The following is a 15,320-nucleotide window of genomic DNA, read 5'->3' as shown; positions in this document are numbered from 1 at the left end:
GTAGCATCCTGGACATGGCAGACACGCAGCAGGTTGATCAGAAGGCCGAGCGCAGGGTGGCCAAGCTGGCCAAGCAGATCAGCGCCTTCGCGAAGTCCCACGGCGGCACCGAGGCCCAGGTCGCGTACATCGGCGAGCGGGGCGCCCGCATCGTGCTCGTCGGCGAGGACGGCGGCTGGGGAGACCTGGTGGCACCGTCGTTCGAGATCGCCGAGAAGGCTGTGGAGAAGGCCGGCGTCACCCGCCACGAGGCCTTCGACGGCGAATTCGCGGCGAAGGTGAAGACGGGCGAGTACGAGTGGAAGAGGATGGCCGGCATCCAAGTCGGCGGCTGATCCACGCCCCTTTCTTCTTACGCAACACCAAGTCACCGTTCACCCGTTAGGACCTGTAGAGACAGCGCAGCGTCCACCCACGGGGAGTCCGGATGATCGAAACGCCATCCCTCGTGGACCAGTACTGCCATGGCGTACTGCGAACGGAGCTGGGCCTCGGCACCTTCGAGGCCCAGTTGGCCCGCACCGAGGGCCCACCGGCGCCCGGCACCACGCTCTTCGACACCCAGACCGGTTTCGCCGTACGCCGCTGGTGCCCGCCCCTCCTCGGTCTGGAGCCGCACTGCTTACCCGCCCGCTATCTCGCCCGGCGCCGTGAACTCGGCGTACTGGAGGCGGGCCGGCGCCTGCTGCGGGGCAGCGGCATCACGACGTATCTGATCGACACCGGCCTGCCCGGCGACCTCACCGGCCCTCCGGAGATGGCGTCCGCCGCATCCGCCGAGGCCCGTGAGATCGTGCGCCTCGAACTCCTCGCCGAACAGGTCGCCGACACCTCCGGCACGGTCGAGTCCTTCCTCGCCAACCTCGCCGAGTCGGTGCACGGCGCGGCGGCGAACGCGGTGGCCTTCACCTCCGTGGCGGGCGTCCGGCACGGCCTCGCGCTCGCGCCCGAACCGCCGGGGCCGGGGGAGGTGCGGGGCGCCGCCGGGCGCTGGCTGGCGGCGCGCAGGGTCGGCGGCGAGCTGAGCGACCCCGTGCTGCTGCGGCACCTGCTGTGGATCGCGGTGGCGTCGGGGCTGCCGCTGCAACTGCACGCGGGGCTGGGGGAGCCGGGGCTGCGCATCGACCGCACGGACCCGGTGCTGCTGACGGACTTCGTCCGTGCGACGGCCGGTCTCGGCACGGACCTGGTCCTGCTGCACGGCTACCCGTACCACCGCCACGCCGCCCATCTGGCCGGTGTCTTCCCGCATGTCTACGCCGACTCGGGCGCCGCACTCATCCGCACCGGCGCCCGCGCGGCCACGATCCTCGCCGAGATCCTGGAACTGGCCCCCTTCGGCAAGATCCTCTTCTCCAGCGGTGCCCAGGGCCTGCCCGAGCTGCATGTCGTCGGAGCCCGCCTGTTCCGCGAGGCCCTCGCCAGGGTGCTCGGCGGCTGGGTCGCGGAGGGGGCGTGGTCCCTGGGGGACGCGCAACGGGTGGCGGGGATGGTGGCGGCGGGGAACGCCCGGCGGGTGTACGCACTGGAGTGAGCCGTACAGACTGGGCGGATGCCGACCGATGCCTTACTCGACCGCTTTCTCGCCGAGCTGGCGACGACTCTCGCTCCCGCCGCTCCCGTCGCCGTCTGGGCGCACGGCTCACTCGCCGGCGGTGACTACCAGGAGGGCCGCAGCGATCTGGACATGATCGCCGTCGTGAACGGCCCGCTCACGCCCCGCACCGTCTGGCAGGTGGCGAAGGTCCACGCCCGGCTGCGGTCCGAGCCGCTTGCCCGGCTGCTGCACTGCACGTACCTGACACCGGACACGGCGGACGACGCCGACCGACGCCACCTCACCTGGGCGCACGAGCAGTTGTTCAAACGGACGGTGACCCCGGTGACCCGGCGTGAGCTGCAAACCTTCGGCCGAGTGCTGTACGGGAAGGCGCCCGCCGGGCTGCTGCCGCCGGTGCCGGACCGGGAGCTCGGCGAGTTCGTCGTACGGGACCAGCGGGACTTCTGGCGGTCGGCGGTCGACAACACCTCGCTGTGGACGAAGGACGTGTGGGTCGACCTGGGGGTGATCACCTACGCCCGCGCGAGCGTCACCCTGCGCGACGGCCGGCTGATCTCCAAGCGCGAGGCCCTGGACCTGCTGCCCGGCCTCGGAGCGCCCGCCGAAGTCGTCGAGGACATCCGCAGGCGCCGCTACGACCGTTCCGTGCCCCCGACGCCGACCGGGGAGTGGGCGACGCACAGGGCCGGCCTGACCCGGAGCTACCTGGGCCCCGCGATCGACGAGTTGGTGACGACGTACAGCTGACTCACGCGCGCGTGCCGACCGTCGGCTCGGCCGCCGGAGACGGGAGCCCGATCTCGTCGTACGGTCGTTCCCGCAGGGCCAGCGCCACCCGCACGACCGCGATCCAGGTCACGGCCGAGCCGAGCATGTGCAGGCCCACCAGGATCTCCGGGAGGTCCGTGAAGTACTGGACATAGCCGATGACGCCCTGGGCGAGGAGGACCAGGAAGAGGTCGCGGGTGCGGTTCAGGGGGCCCTTTGGGGCGTCGACCGCCTTGAGGACGAACCACAGGGCGAAGGTCAGCGTGACCACGATCCAGGCCAGCACGGCGTGCAGCTTGGTGACGTTCTCCCAGTCGAGCGGCATCCGCTCGACCTCGCTGGAGTCGCCCGCGTGCGGACCGGCACCGGTGACCACCGTGCCGACCAGGATCAGCAGCACCGAGGCCCCGACCAGGACCCACACCAGCTGCTGCACCGCCTTGCCGACCAGCGGACGCGGCGCCGCGTCGCCCTCCCGGGTGCGCTGCCACATCACCGTGGCGACCGCGATCAGGGCGGACGTCGCCACGAAGTGGGCCGCGACCGTGTACGGGTTGAGGCCGACCAGCACGACGATGCCGCCGAGCACCGCGTTGCTCATCACGATCCAGAACTGCGCCCACCCCAGCCGGGTCAGGCCACGCCGGTGCGGCTTCTCGGAGCGCGCGGCGATGATCGCCCAGCCGACCGCGGCGCACAGCACGTACGTCAGCATGCGGTTGCCGAACTCGATGGCGCCGTGCAGGCCCATCTCGCTGGTGGCGGTGAGCGAGTCGTCGGTGCACTTGGGCCAGGTCGGGCAGCCGAGCCCGGATCCGGTGAGGCGTACCGCACCGCCGGTGACCACGATGAGCACCGACATCACGAGGGCGGCGAGTGCCGCCCGTCGGACCGTCCTCGGGGTCGGGGTCCAGCGTGCGGCGATGAAGGCGAGGGGGTTGCGCACGGCCGCTACGGCGTCGGCGCGGGTCAGCTTTGGCACGCGCCCTATCGTAGGCGGCCGCTTGTGCACGGTTTCACGAGGGTCCCGCTCGCCAAGCGGACCGGGTTACTCCCAGCGGAAGAACTTCCCCGCCGCCGCCAGCCCGACGACCGCCCACACGGCCAGAATCCCCAGGTCACCCCACGGCATCCCGGCCCCGTGCTGGAGCACGTCCCGCAGCCCGTCCGACAGTGCCGAGATCGGCAGCAGCCCCAGCACGTCCTGCGCACCCGCCGGGAACTTGTCCAGCGGCACGATCACCCCGCCGCCGACGAGCAGCAGCAGGAAGACCAGGTTGGCGGCGGCCAGGGTGGCCTCGGCCTTGAGCGTGCCGGCCATCAGCAGTCCGAGCCCCGAGAAGGCTGCCGTCCCCAGAATCAGCAGGAGGACGACGGCTGCCGGGTTGCCCTGCGGCGACCAGCCCAGTGCGAAGGCGATCACCGTCAGCAGGGCGATCTGCAGGACCTCGGTGACCAGCACCGATACCGTCTTCGCCGCCATCAGGGCCCAGCGGGGCAGCGGCGAGGCCGCCAGCCGCTTCAGCACGCCGTACCGGCGCTCGAAGCCCGTGGCGATGGCCTGGCCCGTGAACGCCGTCGACATCACGGCGAGCGCGAGGATGCCGGGGGCGAGGAAGTCGACGGCCTCGCCGGCGCCCGTGTCGACGATGTCCACCGAGCTGAAGAGCACCAGCAGCAGTGTGGGGATCACGACGGTCAGCAGCAGCTGCTCGCCGTTGCGCAGCAGCATCTTCGTCTCGAGCGCCGCCTGGGCCGCGATCATGCGGGGGAGCGGGGCGGCGCCCGGCTCCGGGGTGTACGTACCCGTACCGACCGTGGTCACGAACGCAGCTCCTTGCCGGTCAGTTCCAAGAACACGTCTTCGAGGGTGTGCCGTTCCACCGAGATCTTCTCCGGCATCACCCCGTGCTGCGCACACCACGACGTCACCGTCGCGAGCAGCTGAGGGTCGACCTTGCCGACGACCCGGTACGAGCCCGGCGTCAGTTCCGCGGCCGAGCAGTCGGCGGGCAGGGCCTTGAGGAGGGAGCCCACGTCCAGGCCCGGGCGGCCGATGAAGCGGAGCGTGTTCTCGGCGCCGCCGCGGCACAGCTCCTCCGGGGAGCCCTGGGCGATGACCCGGCCCGCGTCGATGATCGCGACGTCGTCGGCGAGCTGCTCGGCCTCGTCCATGTAGTGGGTCGTGAGGATCACGGAGACGCCGTCCGCGCGCAGGTCCCGGATCAGTTCCCAGGTGGCGCGGCGGGCCTGCGGGTCGAGCCCGGCGGTCGGCTCGTCCAGGAACACCAGCTCCGGGCGGCCTACGACGGCCATGGCGAGCGCGAGCCGCTGCTGCTGGCCTCCGGAGAGGCGGCGGTACGTGGTCCGGCCGCAGCTGCCGAGGCCGAGCCGCTCGATGAGGGCGTCCACGTCCAGAGGGTGGGCGTGCAGCTTGGCGACATGGCGCAGCATCTCGTCCGCCCGTGCGCCCGAGTAGACACCGCCGGACTGGAGCATCACGCCGATGCGGGGCCGCAGCGCGCCGGACTGTCTCACCGGGTCGAGGCCCAGGACCCGCACGGAGCCGGAGTCAGGCTTCCGGTATCCCTCGCAGGTCTCGACGGTCGTCGTCTTGCCCGCGCCGTTGGGTCCGAGCACGGCGGTCACGCCCGCCTGGGCCACCAGGTCGAGGCCGTTCACCGCGGTCTTCGTGCCGTACCGCTTCACCAGGGCCTGGACTTGGACCACGGGCTCAGTTCGCATGGCTCCAGAGTCTAGGTACGCGGCCGGTAACCCGAACGGCCGGGTTCACATCTCCTCCGCGCGGGGCCGGTGAATCTCCAGCCACCGCCCCGCGTACGCCACCGCGTCCGCCACGGGGAACAGCCGTGCCTCGGCCGCGCCCACCTTTCCCCTGACGACGGGACGGTCCCGGTCGAAGTCGCGCCCCAGTTCGTCGAACCGGTCCGAGGTGATCGACACCTCGGTCACCACCTCCCAGCCCGCAGGCCCTGGCCGGCCGACCTTCACCAGCGGCGAAGGTATCCGGTACTCGGCGAGATGGAAGCTGGTGCACGTCGCGTAACCGGCGCCGAGCAGCAGCACACGCGCCTGGAGCGCCTCCAGCCGGGCCAGCGGGCTGCGCTCGCCGAGCCGGCAGTCGAGGGCGTGGCCCTCGGTGATCCGCGCCGCGCGCGGGCCGACGGCGGCGAAGGACGTCTGCGGATGCGCGCTGCGCAGGGCACCCGGCCAGGTCCGTACGGTCTCCGGGATCACGCCCACCCCGAGCGCGGGCGTGACCAGGGGGTCGTAGGCGGGCATGGTCGCCCGGATCGTGTCCCACCACTCCTCGGGCACCGGCGGGTTGCTCCACACCGCCGGGTCCGAGAGATCACCGGACTGGGTGGGGACGACCAGGGTGCCGTCCGGACCGAGTGCGTCGAGCAGTCCCTGGACGACCGCGACGGCGCCTCCGCAGACCCAGCCGAGGGAGCTGAGCGAGGAGTGCACGAGGAGGGTTTCACCGGTTTGGACGCCCAGCTCGCGAAGTTGTGCCGCGAGGGTGTCCCGAGTGACAAGAGGGCCGGTCGGAGGGGGTGTCGACATGTTTCGGGAGTGTCCCGCAGGGAGCCTCGTGACGCCAGCGATTTGATCGATCAATGATCGTTTCCGCAGGTCAGATTAGGTATGCCTAAGTGACGCAGGGCACCCGCGAGGTCTCCGGGCGTGGCTTGCCTGCCTCTGAGGAATTACGCAACAATGGCGTTGTGAAAAACGTCGGCGAGGCTCGGGAGGCCCCCATGGGAACTCCTCAGGAGGAGCTCGCGACCGGGGAGCGCTCCACGCGCAACCGGGTCGCGCGATCCATCCTGGACCACGGGCCGTCGACCGTCGCCGAGCTTGCCGGCCGGCTGGGACTCACCCAGGCCGCCGTACGCAGGCATCTGGACGCGCTGGTCGCGGACGATGTCGTGGAGGCCCGGGAACAGCGGGTGTACGGCACGCGCACGCGTGGCCGTCCCGCCAAGGTCTTCGCGCTCACCGACTGCGGCCGCGACGCCTTCGACCAGTCGTACGACAAGCTCGCCGTGGACGCCCTGAAGTGGATCGCCGAGCGCGAGGGCGGGAGCGAGGCGGTCGCCGCCTTTGCCCGCGCCCGGATCGCCGCCCAGGCGAGCGCGTACCGCAAGGCGGTCGAGGCGGCCACCCCGGACAAGCGCACCGAAGCCCTGGCCAAGGCCCTGAGCGCAGACGGGTACGCTGCAACGGCGCGCAGCGCACCCCTCCCTCAAAAAGGCGAGCAGCTCTGCCAGCACCACTGTCCGGTGGCCCATGTCGCGGAGCAGTTCCCCCAGCTGTGCGAGGCGGAGACGGAGATCTTCGCCGAGCTGCTCGGAACGCACGTCCAGCGACTGGCGACCATCGCGCACGGCGACGGCGTCTGCACGACGTTCATCCCAAAGATTTCCCACACCACCGATAACGCACCTGCAAGCACGGCCGGGAGGAACCCCGCATGACTCTCCCCATCGAGGAGACTGCCCACCCTGAGCTCGAGGGTCTGGGCAAGTACGAATACGGCTGGGCCGACTCCGACGAAGCCGGCGCCTCTGCGAAGCGTGGTCTGAGCGAGGACGTCGTCCGTGACATCTCCGGGAAGAAGAACGAGCCGGACTGGATGACCAAGCTCCGTCTCAAGGGTCTGCGGCTGTTCGACAAGAAGCCCATGCCGAACTGGGGCTCGGACCTCTCCGGCATCGACTTCGACAACATCAAGTACTTCGTGCGTTCCACGGAGAAGCAGGCGGAGTCCTGGGAGGACCTGCCCGAGGACATCAAGAACACGTACGACAAGCTCGGCATCCCCGAGGCGGAGAAGCAGCGCCTCGTCGCCGGTGTCGCGGCCCAGTACGAGTCCGAGGTCGTCTACCACCAGATCCGCGAGGACCTGGAGGAGCAGGGCGTCATCTTCCTGGACACCGACACGGCCCTGAAGGAGCACCCGGAGCTCTTCAAGGAGTACTTCGGCACCGTCATCCCGGTCGGCGACAACAAGTTCGCGTCGCTGAACACCGCCGTGTGGTCGGGCGGCTCCTTCATCTACGTGCCGCCGGGCGTCCACGTGGAGATCCCGCTCCAGGCCTACTTCCGCATCAACACGGAGAACATGGGCCAGTTCGAGCGGACCCTGATCATCGTCGACGAGGGTGCCTACGTGCACTACGTCGAGGGTTGCACGGCCCCGATCTACAAGTCGGACTCGCTGCACTCCGCGGTCGTCGAGATCATCGTCAAGAAGAACGCCCGCTGCCGCTACACGACCATCCAGAACTGGTCGAACAACGTCTACAACCTGGTCACCAAGCGCGCCGTCGCCTACGAGGGCGCGACCATGGAGTGGATCGACGGCAACATCGGCTCCAAGGTGACGATGAAGTACCCGGCCGTCTACCTGATGGGCGAGCACGCCAAGGGCGAGACCCTGTCCATCGCCTTCGCGGGCGAGGGGCAGCACCAGGACGCCGGCTCCAAGATGGTCCACATGGCGCCGAACACCTCCTCCAACATCGTGTCGAAGTCCGTCGCGCGCGGTGGCGGCCGTACCTCGTACCGCGGTCTGGTCGAGATCGGTGAGGGCGCCCACGGCTCGAAGTCCAACGTGCTGTGCGACGCGCTGCTCGTCGACACGATCTCCCGCTCCGACACGTACCCCTACGTGGACGTCCGCGAGGACGACGTGTCCATGGGCCACGAGGCGACCGTCTCCAAGGTCTCCGAGGACCAGCTCTTCTACCTGATGAGCCGCGGTCTGAGCGAGTTCGAGGCGATGGCGATGATCGTGCGTGGCTTCGTCGAGCCGATCGCCAAGGAACTGCCCATGGAGTACGCCCTCGAGCTCAACCGGCTGATCGAGCTGCAGATGGAAGGCGCGGTCGGTTAAGACCGGTCTCCGGACAAGCAGCTAGCGAAATCTGACGTAGGAAAGAGAGCAGACCGACAGCCATGGCTGAGGCTCAGAACATCCCCGTGGGCTCCACCACCGCGGGCCAGATCGCGGTGGCCGCCGAGTCGACCGTCGCCACGCGCATGAGCGCGCCCCCGTCCTTCGACGTGGCGGACTTCCCGGTCCCGCACGGCCGCGAGGAGGAGTGGCGGTTCACCCCGCTGGAGCGCCTGCGCGGGCTGCACGACGGCACCGCCGTGGCGACCGGCGACGGCCTCCAGGTCACCGTCGAGGCCCCCGAGGGCGTCACCGTCGAGACCGTCGGCCGTGACGACGCGCGCCTCGGCAAGGCGGGCATGCCCGTGGACCGGGTCGCCGCCCAGGCGTACTCGGCGTTCGAGAAGGCCGGCGTGATCACCGTCCCCAAGGAGACGGTCCTCGCCGAGCCGATCCGCATCGCCGTGCACGGCGAGGGCGGGGTCGCCTACGGCCACCAGGTCGTGGAGCTCGGAGCCTTCGCCGAGGCCGTCGTCGTCATCGACCACACCGGTGACGCGGTGCTCGCCGCCAACGTCGACTACATCCTGGGCGACGGCGCCAAGCTCACCGTCGTCTCCGTCCAGGACTGGGACGACAAGGCCGTTCACGTGGGCCAGCACAACGCGCTGATCGGCCGGGACGCCACCTTCAAGTCGTTCGTGGTCACCTTCGGTGGCGACCTCGTACGCCTCCACCCGCGCGTCGCCTACGCTGGCACCGGCGGTGAGGCCGAGCTCTTCGGCCTCTACTTCACAGACGCCGGCCAGCACCAGGAGCACCGCCTCCTGGTCGACCACAACACCCCGCACTGCAAGTCGAACGTCGCCTACAAGGGCGCGCTCCAGGGCGAGGAAGCGCACGCGGTGTGGATCGGCGACGTGCTCATCGAGGCCAAGGCCGAGGGCACGGACACGTACGAGATGAACCGCAACCTGGTTCTGACCGACGGCGCCCGCGTCGACTCCGTGCCGAACCTGGAGATCGAGACCGGCGAGATCGTCGGCGCCGGCCACGCCTCGGCGACCGGCCGCTTCGACGACGAGCAGCTCTTCTACCTGATGGCCCGCGGCATCCCGGCCGACGAGGCCCGTCGCCTGGTCGTGCGCGGCTTCTTCGCCGAGCTCGTCCAGCAGATCGGCGTCGACGACATCGAAGAGCGCCTCCTCGTGAAGATCGACGAGGAGCTGGAGGCCACGGTCTGATGGCTTTCGTACGCGCCTGCGGGCTGAGCGAGCTGGAGGAGGACACCCCGAAGCGGGTGGAACTCGACGGCACGCCGGTCTCGGTCGTGCAGACCGAGGGGGAGGTGTTCGCGATCCACGACATCTGCTCCCACGCGAACGTCTCGCTCTCCGAGGGCGAGGTGGAGGACTGCCAGATCGAGTGCTGGCTGCACGGCTCCAGCTTCGACCTCCGCACCGGCAAGCCGTCCGGCCTTCCCGCGACGCGCCCCGTCCCCGTATACCCCGTAAAGATCGAAGGGGACGACGTGCTCGTCTCCCTCAACCAGGAGTCCTGAGGCACCCATGGCAACGCTTGAAATCCGCGACCTGCACGTCACCGTCGAGGCCGACAACGCCACGAAGGAGATCCTCAAGGGCGTCGACCTCACCGTGAAGCAGGGCGAGACGCACGCCATCATGGGCCCCAACGGCTCGGGCAAGTCGACCCTCGCCTACTCCCTCGCGGGCCACCCGAAGTACACGATCACTTCCGGCACCGTCACCCTCGACGGCGAGGACGTCCTGGAGATGTCCGTCGACGAGCGCGCCCGCGCGGGCCTGTTCCTGGCGATGCAGTACCCGGTCGAGGTCCCGGGTGTGTCCGTGTCGAACTTCCTTCGCACCTCCGCCACCGCCATCCGCGGTGAGGCCCCCAAGCTGCGCACCTGGGTGAAGGAGGTCAAGGAGACCATGGAGCGCCTGAACATGGACCCCTCCTTCGCCGAGCGCAACGTCAACGAGGGCTTCTCCGGCGGTGAGAAGAAGCGCCACGAGATCCTTCAGCTGGAGCTGCTCAAGCCGAAGGTCGCCATCCTCGACGAGACCGACTCCGGCCTGGACGTCGACGCCCTGCGCGTCGTCTCCGAGGGCGTGAACCGGGTCCGCGAGACCGGTGAGGTCGGCACGCTGCTGATCACCCACTACACGCGCATCCTGCGCTACATCAAGCCCGACCACGTGCACGTGTTCGCGAACGGCCGTATCGCCGAGTCCGGCGGAGCGGAACTCGCCGACCAGCTCGAGGCCGAGGGCTACGACAAGTACGTGAAGGGTGGCGCATCCGCGTGACACAGCTGCCGGGCCTCCTCGACACCGAGGCGCTCCGCAAGGACTTCCCGATCCTGGACCGCGTCGTCCACGACGGCAAGAAGCTCGTGTACCTGGACAACGCGGCGACCTCGCAGACGCCGCGCCAGGTGCTCGACGTGCTCTCCGAGTACTACGAGCAGCACAACGCCAACGTCCACCGTGGCGTGCACGTCCTCGCCGAGGAGGCCACGGCGCTGTACGAGGGCGCGCGCGACAAGGTCGCGGAGTTCATCAACGCGCCCAGCCGCGACGAGGTGATCTTCACCAAGAACGCCTCCGAGTCGCTGAACCTCGTGGCCAACATGCTCGGCTGGGCCGACGAGCCCTACCGGGTGGACCACGAGACCGAGATCGTCATCACGGAGATGGAGCACCACTCCAACATCGTGCCGTGGCAGCTGCTCGCGCAGCGCACGGGCGCGAAGCTGAAGTGGTTCGGCCTCACCGACGACGGCCGTCTCGACCTGTCCAACATCGACGAGATCATCACGGAGAAGACGAAGATCGTCTCCTTCGTGCTGGTGTCGAACATCCTGGGCACGCTCAACCCGGTCGAGGCGATAGTGCGCCGCGCGCAGGAGGTCGGCGCGCTGGTGTGCATCGACGCCTCGCAGGCCGCTCCCCACATGCCGCTGGACGTGCAGTCGCTCCAGGCCGACTTCGTGGCCTTCACCGGCCACAAGATGTGCGGCCCGACCGGCATCGGCGTCCTGTGGGGCCGCCAGGAGCTGCTGGAGGACCTGCCTCCGTTCCTCGGCGGCGGCGAGATGATCGAGACCGTGTCGATGCACTCGTCGACGTACGCTCCCGCCCCGCACAAGTTCGAGGCGGGCACGCCCCCGATCTCCCAGGCGATCGGTCTCGGCGCGGCGATCGACTACCTCAACTCGATCGGCATGGACAAGATCCTCGCCCACGAGCATGCGCTCACCGAGTACGCGGTGAAGCGGTTCGCGGAGGTTCCGGACCTCCGGATCATCGGCCCCACCACGGCCGAGGACCGGGGCGCCGCGATCTCCTTCACGCTCGGCGACATCCACCCGCACGACGTGGGCCAGGTCCTCGACGAGCAGGGCATCGCGGTCCGGGTCGGCCACCACTGCGCCCGCCCGGTGTGCCTGCGGTACGGAATTCCTGCGACCACGCGAGCGTCGTTCTATCTGTACTCCACGCCGGCCGAGATCGATGCTCTGGTGGACGGCCTGGAGCACGTCCGGAACTTCTTCGGCTGACGGGACGAGCGATCGCATGAAGCTGGATTCGATGTACCAGGAAGTCATCCTGGACCACTACAAGAACCCGCACGGGCGGGGCTTGCGGGATGGCGACGCCGAGGTGCACCACGTCAACCCGACGTGCGGCGATGAGATCACCCTGCGCGTGAAGTACGACGGCACGAAGATCGAGGACGTCTCGTACGAGGGCCAGGGCTGTTCCATCAGCCAGGCGAGCGCGTCCGTACTGAACGAACTCCTCGTCGGCAAGGACCTCTCCGACGCGCAGAAGATCCAGGAGACCTTCCTGGAGCTGATGCAGTCCAAGGGGAAGCTCGAGCCCGACGACGCGATGGAGGAGGTTCTGGAGGACGCGGTCGCGTTCTCCGGAGTCTCCAAGTACCCCGCCCGGGTCAAGTGCGCCCTCCTGAGCTGGATGGCGTGGAAGGACGCGACGGCCCAGGCGCTGGGCGACGCCGACGCCGAAAGGAAGACGGCATGAGTGACACCGTGGAGATGAAGCCGGCCTCGGAGGAAGAGGTCCGTGAGGCGCTGTACGACGTCGTCGACCCCGAGCTGGGTATCGACGTCGTCAATCTCGGCCTCATCTACGGCATCCACATCGACGACGCGAACATCGCGACGCTCGACATGACCCTGACCTCGGCGGCGTGCCCGCTGACGGACGTCATCGAGGACCAGGCCAAGTCCGCCACGGACGGCCTCGTCAACGAGCTGCGCATCAACTGGGTCTGGATGCCGCCGTGGGGGCCGGACAAGATCACGGATGATGGGCGGGAGCAGCTTCGGGCGCTCGGGTTCAACGTCTGATCCAGGGTTCGAGGCTCCCCACTCACGGACAAAGCGGCGGCACCTTCCGGGTGCCGCCGCTTTCCCGTGCTCGTACTCGGGCTTGGCTCAGGTCAGCCCGCCGACCATCCGGAACGACGAGTCCGCCAGGTACAGGGAGCTGTACTCGAAGCGTTCGAGGCGGACGACGAAGTTCTTGTGGCGGAGGAAGTAGCCCGGGTAGTTGACCGACTCCAGCATCGTCGCGCCGGAGTGGGACGAGTCGCGGGGGCAGAAGGTGGCGTCCTGCTCGAACTGGGCGGAGCCGTCGTGGCGTTCGGCGCGCAGCACGAAGTTGCGGTGGCGCAGGTAGGCGCCGTCGTGCGTGGCGAAGGAGTAGCAGGAGCTGTCGGCCAGGCCCCTCACCTGCTTGAAGGTGGAGCCCTCGCGGGATTCGGAACCGCGGACCGGGTCCAGGGCCACGTAACCGCTGCTCACGTGCCAGTAGCGGTCGGGGAAGTTGACCGAGCGGAAGGAACGCCAGGTCGTGGCTGCGGGGGGCTTCGGGGCTGTTGAGGAACCGGCGCCGGGGGAGGGTGACCTGGACGGTTTCGGCGCGGGCTTGGGTGTGCCGACGTCCTGTTGGCGGGGTGCCCCGGTCGTCGCCCCGGCTGTCGACAGGCCGCCCTTGCCCTTCGGAGGAGTCTCCGAGGGTGTGGCGAAGGAGATCAGGCCGGGGGCCGTCATGGTGTCGTCGGCCGGTGCCGAGCGTGTCTGCTCGTCAGGTGCCCTCTCCATTACGACGATTGCCGTGGCGCACGCGACGATCGTCGCCACCGCCATCCCGCCCGCCAGCCACAGGCGGCGCGTCCCCGGCGCCCGGGAGGTGTCCGGAGCCCAGCCGTTCTCCCAAGGTTGGTCCTGAGACGGCCGGGACTTGTTTTCTGGCATGCGCTGTTCCCCCCAGCGGCGTCATGGGGCGACGACCGCGGCTGCGAAGGCCCGGTATGTGAACGGTAAAACACTAGTGGACCCCGTGACTGCCGAGCACCTGTTTGGAACGAGCCGTATCCAGATCGATTTCTGAGCCGGTTTCAGGGGGGTGGGCGGGGTTCGATGCGTCGCCATCCGAAACCTGATAGCTGATGTTCCGTCAATTATGACTGCCGGGTGAGCTGTTGGGTGCCGACGTGGCGCCCGACTGCCGGGCCCAGGCCCGCAACAGGGCATCATGGCCGGGCAGCACTGCAAGAGCACACACCGACAGGAGCCCCCGGATCATGGCCCACCGCGTCCCCCGTGCCCTCCGCCGCGCGTTCGCGGCCGCAGCTCTGTGCGGTGCGCTCGCCGTGGCCGCGGGCGGATGCACGTCGTCCGACGGCGGGGATGCCGACGAGCCGGGCCGCTCCACCGCCCCGACGGCGCCCGGCACCGGCGGTACGGGGAAGGTGATCCTGCCCGAGCCGGGGGTTGCCTTCGACTACCAGATCGGCGGGGCCTACCGGCCGCCCACCGGCGTACGCGCGGTCTCCCGCGACCGTGCGGCGAAGCCGGCGCCGGGGGTCTACAACATCTGTTACGTCAACGCCTTCCAGGCCCAGCCGGACACCGAGGACTGGTGGGAGGACCGCCATCCCGACCTCCTCCTGCGCGACGCCGACGACTCACTGGTCGTCGACCGGGACTGGGACGAGGCCGTTCTGGACATCTCGACACCCGCCAAGCGCCAACGGCTCGCCGATGTCGTGGGGGAGTGGATCGACGGCTGCGCCGCCGCCGGGTTCCAGGCGGTCGAGGCCGACAACCTCGACTCGCACGAGCGGTCCGACGGTCTGCTGACCGCCGACGACAACGTGGCCTTCGGCAAGTTGATCGCCGCCCGGGCCCACGCCGCCGGCCTGGCGATCGGCCAGAAGAACGCCGCCGAACTGGCCGGCCAGGGCCGCGGTATCGGCTTCGACTTCGCGGTGGCCGAGGAGTGCGGACAGTACGACGAGTGCGACGTCTACGCGGACGCGTACGACGACCGCGTCTTCGACATCGAATACCGGCAGGACGGCCTCGCCGCCGCGTGTGCGGAGTGGGGTGACAAGCTGTCGGTGGTCCTGCGCGACCTGGACGTCGTACCGGCGGGGGAGGACGCCTACCGCCGCCGCACCTGCTGACCCGGGGGTCGGCCCACTCGCCCCGGACGGCGCCTGCCCGGTCGTGGGCTCAGTGACTCAGTCGAGGACCGCGGTGGCCTCGATCTCGACCAGATGCTCGGGTACGTCCAGTGCCGCGACGCCCAGCAGCGTGGCCGGTGGTGCGGCGGTGACTCCCAGCTTGGTGGCCGCCCGGGTGATCCCCTCCATGAGCTGGGGCATCTTGTCGGGGGTCCAGTCGACGACGTGGACGTTCAGCTTCGCGACGTCGTCGAAGGAGGCGCCGGCGGCGGCCAGGGCGGTGCCGACGTTGAGGTAACACTGCTCGACCTGCGCGGCGAGGTCGCTCCCCACCGCAACGCCGTCCGCATCCCACGCGACCTGCCCGGCGACGAAGACCAGCTTCGAGCCGCTCGCGATCGACACCTGGTGGTAGGCGCCGACCTCCACCAGTCCGCTCGGGTTCACCAGAGTGATGGCCATGTCGTCCGTCCGTTCCGTCTCGTGCTCACTTGTGGTTACTCAGGAACCGTAGGAGAGTGGCCGCTGACATGGAAGAACGCACTT

At 69.4% G+C, this 15,320-nt stretch carries 18 protein-coding genes; 12 read left to right on the top strand and 6 right to left on the bottom strand.

Features of this window, described 5'->3' with window-relative positions; translation table 11 throughout:
• Positions 1-14: 14 nt before the first annotated feature.
• The 3 genes from ACZ7M7_RS00905 (at position 15) to ACZ7M7_RS00895 (ending at position 2,308) form a co-directional block, all read left to right on the top strand.
• Positions 15-335 (top strand): hypothetical protein, encoded by a 321-nt coding sequence (locus ACZ7M7_RS00905; RefSeq protein ID WP_383597114.1) that lies wholly within the window; start codon positions 15-17, stop codon positions 333-335.
• Positions 336-427: 92 nt separating this feature from the next.
• Complete coding sequence (locus ACZ7M7_RS00900; RefSeq protein WP_383597116.1) at positions 428-1,534, top strand: amidohydrolase family protein; 1,107 nt, start codon at positions 428-430, stop codon at positions 1,532-1,534.
• 18 nt (positions 1,535-1,552) lie between these two features.
• Positions 1,553-2,308, top strand: coding sequence for a nucleotidyltransferase (locus ACZ7M7_RS00895; RefSeq protein ID WP_472111565.1), 756 nt, complete (start codon positions 1,553-1,555; stop codon positions 2,306-2,308).
• A 1-nt stretch (position 2,309) separates the two neighbouring features.
• Here the strand turns inward: ACZ7M7_RS00895 and ACZ7M7_RS00890 are convergent, their stop codons facing one another.
• The 4 genes from ACZ7M7_RS00890 to ACZ7M7_RS00875 all read right to left on the bottom strand — a co-directional run bounded on the left by ACZ7M7_RS00890 (position 2,310) and on the right by ACZ7M7_RS00875 (position 5,917).
• Positions 2,310-3,302: a COX15/CtaA family protein gene (locus tag ACZ7M7_RS00890; protein ID WP_383624899.1), complete on the bottom strand. Its 993-nt coding sequence runs from the start codon at positions 3,300-3,302 to the stop codon at positions 2,310-2,312.
• Between the two features lie 75 nt (positions 3,303-3,377).
• Positions 3,378-4,094, bottom strand: a complete 717-nt coding sequence (locus ACZ7M7_RS00885) for an ABC transporter permease (protein WP_472113840.1) — start codon at positions 4,092-4,094, stop codon at positions 3,378-3,380.
• 56 nt (positions 4,095-4,150) lie between these two features.
• Positions 4,151-5,074 (bottom strand): ABC transporter ATP-binding protein, encoded by a 924-nt coding sequence (locus ACZ7M7_RS00880; RefSeq protein WP_472111564.1) that lies wholly within the window; start codon positions 5,072-5,074, stop codon positions 4,151-4,153.
• A 45-nt stretch (positions 5,075-5,119) separates the two neighbouring features.
• Positions 5,120-5,917 (bottom strand): AAC(3) family N-acetyltransferase, encoded by a 798-nt coding sequence (locus ACZ7M7_RS00875; RefSeq protein WP_383597125.1) that lies wholly within the window; start codon positions 5,915-5,917, stop codon positions 5,120-5,122.
• 161 nt (positions 5,918-6,078) lie between these two features.
• Here ACZ7M7_RS00875 and ACZ7M7_RS00870 point away from each other — a divergent pair, with 161 nt between their 5' ends.
• The 8 genes from ACZ7M7_RS00870 to ACZ7M7_RS00835 all read left to right on the top strand — a co-directional run bounded on the left by ACZ7M7_RS00870 (position 6,079) and on the right by ACZ7M7_RS00835 (position 12,651).
• Positions 6,079-6,831, top strand: coding sequence for a helix-turn-helix transcriptional regulator (locus ACZ7M7_RS00870; protein WP_383597127.1), 753 nt, complete (start codon positions 6,079-6,081; stop codon positions 6,829-6,831).
• The gene (gene sufB / locus ACZ7M7_RS00865) at positions 6,828-8,252 is read left to right on the top strand and encodes a Fe-S cluster assembly protein SufB (protein ID WP_383597130.1); all 1,425 of its coding nucleotides are present in this window, start codon (positions 6,828-6,830) and stop codon (positions 8,250-8,252) included. The genes ACZ7M7_RS00870 and sufB overlap by 4 nt, the downstream gene beginning before the upstream one ends.
• A 62-nt stretch (positions 8,253-8,314) precedes the next feature.
• On the top strand, positions 8,315-9,496 hold the full coding sequence (gene sufD / locus ACZ7M7_RS00860) for a Fe-S cluster assembly protein SufD (protein WP_472111563.1): 1,182 nt from the start codon (positions 8,315-8,317) through the stop codon (positions 9,494-9,496).
• Positions 9,496-9,813 carry a non-heme iron oxygenase ferredoxin subunit gene (locus tag ACZ7M7_RS00855; protein WP_016436140.1) on the top strand — a complete coding sequence of 106 codons (318 nt, stop codon included), beginning with the start codon at positions 9,496-9,498 and terminating at the stop codon, positions 9,811-9,813. The genes sufD and ACZ7M7_RS00855 overlap by 1 nt, the downstream gene beginning before the upstream one ends.
• Before the next feature lie 7 nt (positions 9,814-9,820).
• On the top strand, positions 9,821-10,585 hold the full coding sequence (gene sufC, locus ACZ7M7_RS00850) for a Fe-S cluster assembly ATPase SufC (RefSeq protein WP_383597136.1): 765 nt from the start codon (positions 9,821-9,823) through the stop codon (positions 10,583-10,585).
• Positions 10,582-11,838, top strand: a complete 1,257-nt coding sequence (locus ACZ7M7_RS00845; RefSeq protein WP_383597139.1) for a cysteine desulfurase — start codon at positions 10,582-10,584, stop codon at positions 11,836-11,838. The genes sufC and ACZ7M7_RS00845 overlap by 4 nt, the downstream gene beginning before the upstream one ends.
• 16 nt (positions 11,839-11,854) lie before the next feature.
• A complete protein-coding gene (sufU, locus tag ACZ7M7_RS00840) occupies positions 11,855-12,322 on the top strand; it encodes a Fe-S cluster assembly sulfur transfer protein SufU (protein WP_328882426.1) in 468 nt (155 codons plus the stop codon).
• Positions 12,319-12,651 carry a metal-sulfur cluster assembly factor gene (locus ACZ7M7_RS00835; RefSeq protein WP_328428541.1) on the top strand — a complete coding sequence of 111 codons (333 nt, stop codon included), beginning with the start codon at positions 12,319-12,321 and terminating at the stop codon, positions 12,649-12,651. Before sufU ends, ACZ7M7_RS00835 begins: the two co-directional genes overlap by 4 nt.
• An 87-nt stretch (positions 12,652-12,738) precedes the next feature.
• Here the strand turns inward: ACZ7M7_RS00835 and ACZ7M7_RS00830 are convergent, their stop codons facing one another.
• On the bottom strand, positions 12,739-13,560 hold the full coding sequence (locus ACZ7M7_RS00830) for an AbfB domain-containing protein (protein WP_472111561.1): 822 nt from the start codon (positions 13,558-13,560) through the stop codon (positions 12,739-12,741).
• Positions 13,561-13,889: 329 nt separating this feature from the next.
• Between ACZ7M7_RS00830 and ACZ7M7_RS00825 the strand changes: the two genes are divergently transcribed.
• Positions 13,890-14,774: an endo alpha-1,4 polygalactosaminidase gene (locus ACZ7M7_RS00825; protein ID WP_472111559.1), complete on the top strand. Its 885-nt coding sequence runs from the start codon at positions 13,890-13,892 to the stop codon at positions 14,772-14,774.
• Positions 14,775-14,831: 57 nt separating this feature from the next.
• Here the strand turns inward: ACZ7M7_RS00825 and ACZ7M7_RS00820 are convergent, their stop codons facing one another.
• On the bottom strand, positions 14,832-15,236 hold the full coding sequence (locus tag ACZ7M7_RS00820; protein WP_383597149.1) for a RidA family protein: 405 nt from the start codon (positions 15,234-15,236) through the stop codon (positions 14,832-14,834).
• Positions 15,237-15,320 lie beyond the last annotated feature (84 nt).

The organism is Streptomyces sp. NPDC111606 (genome assembly GCF_055656945.1).
Note: the sequence above shows the minus strand (reverse complement) of the source record. Positions and strands in the feature narration are given on the sequence as shown.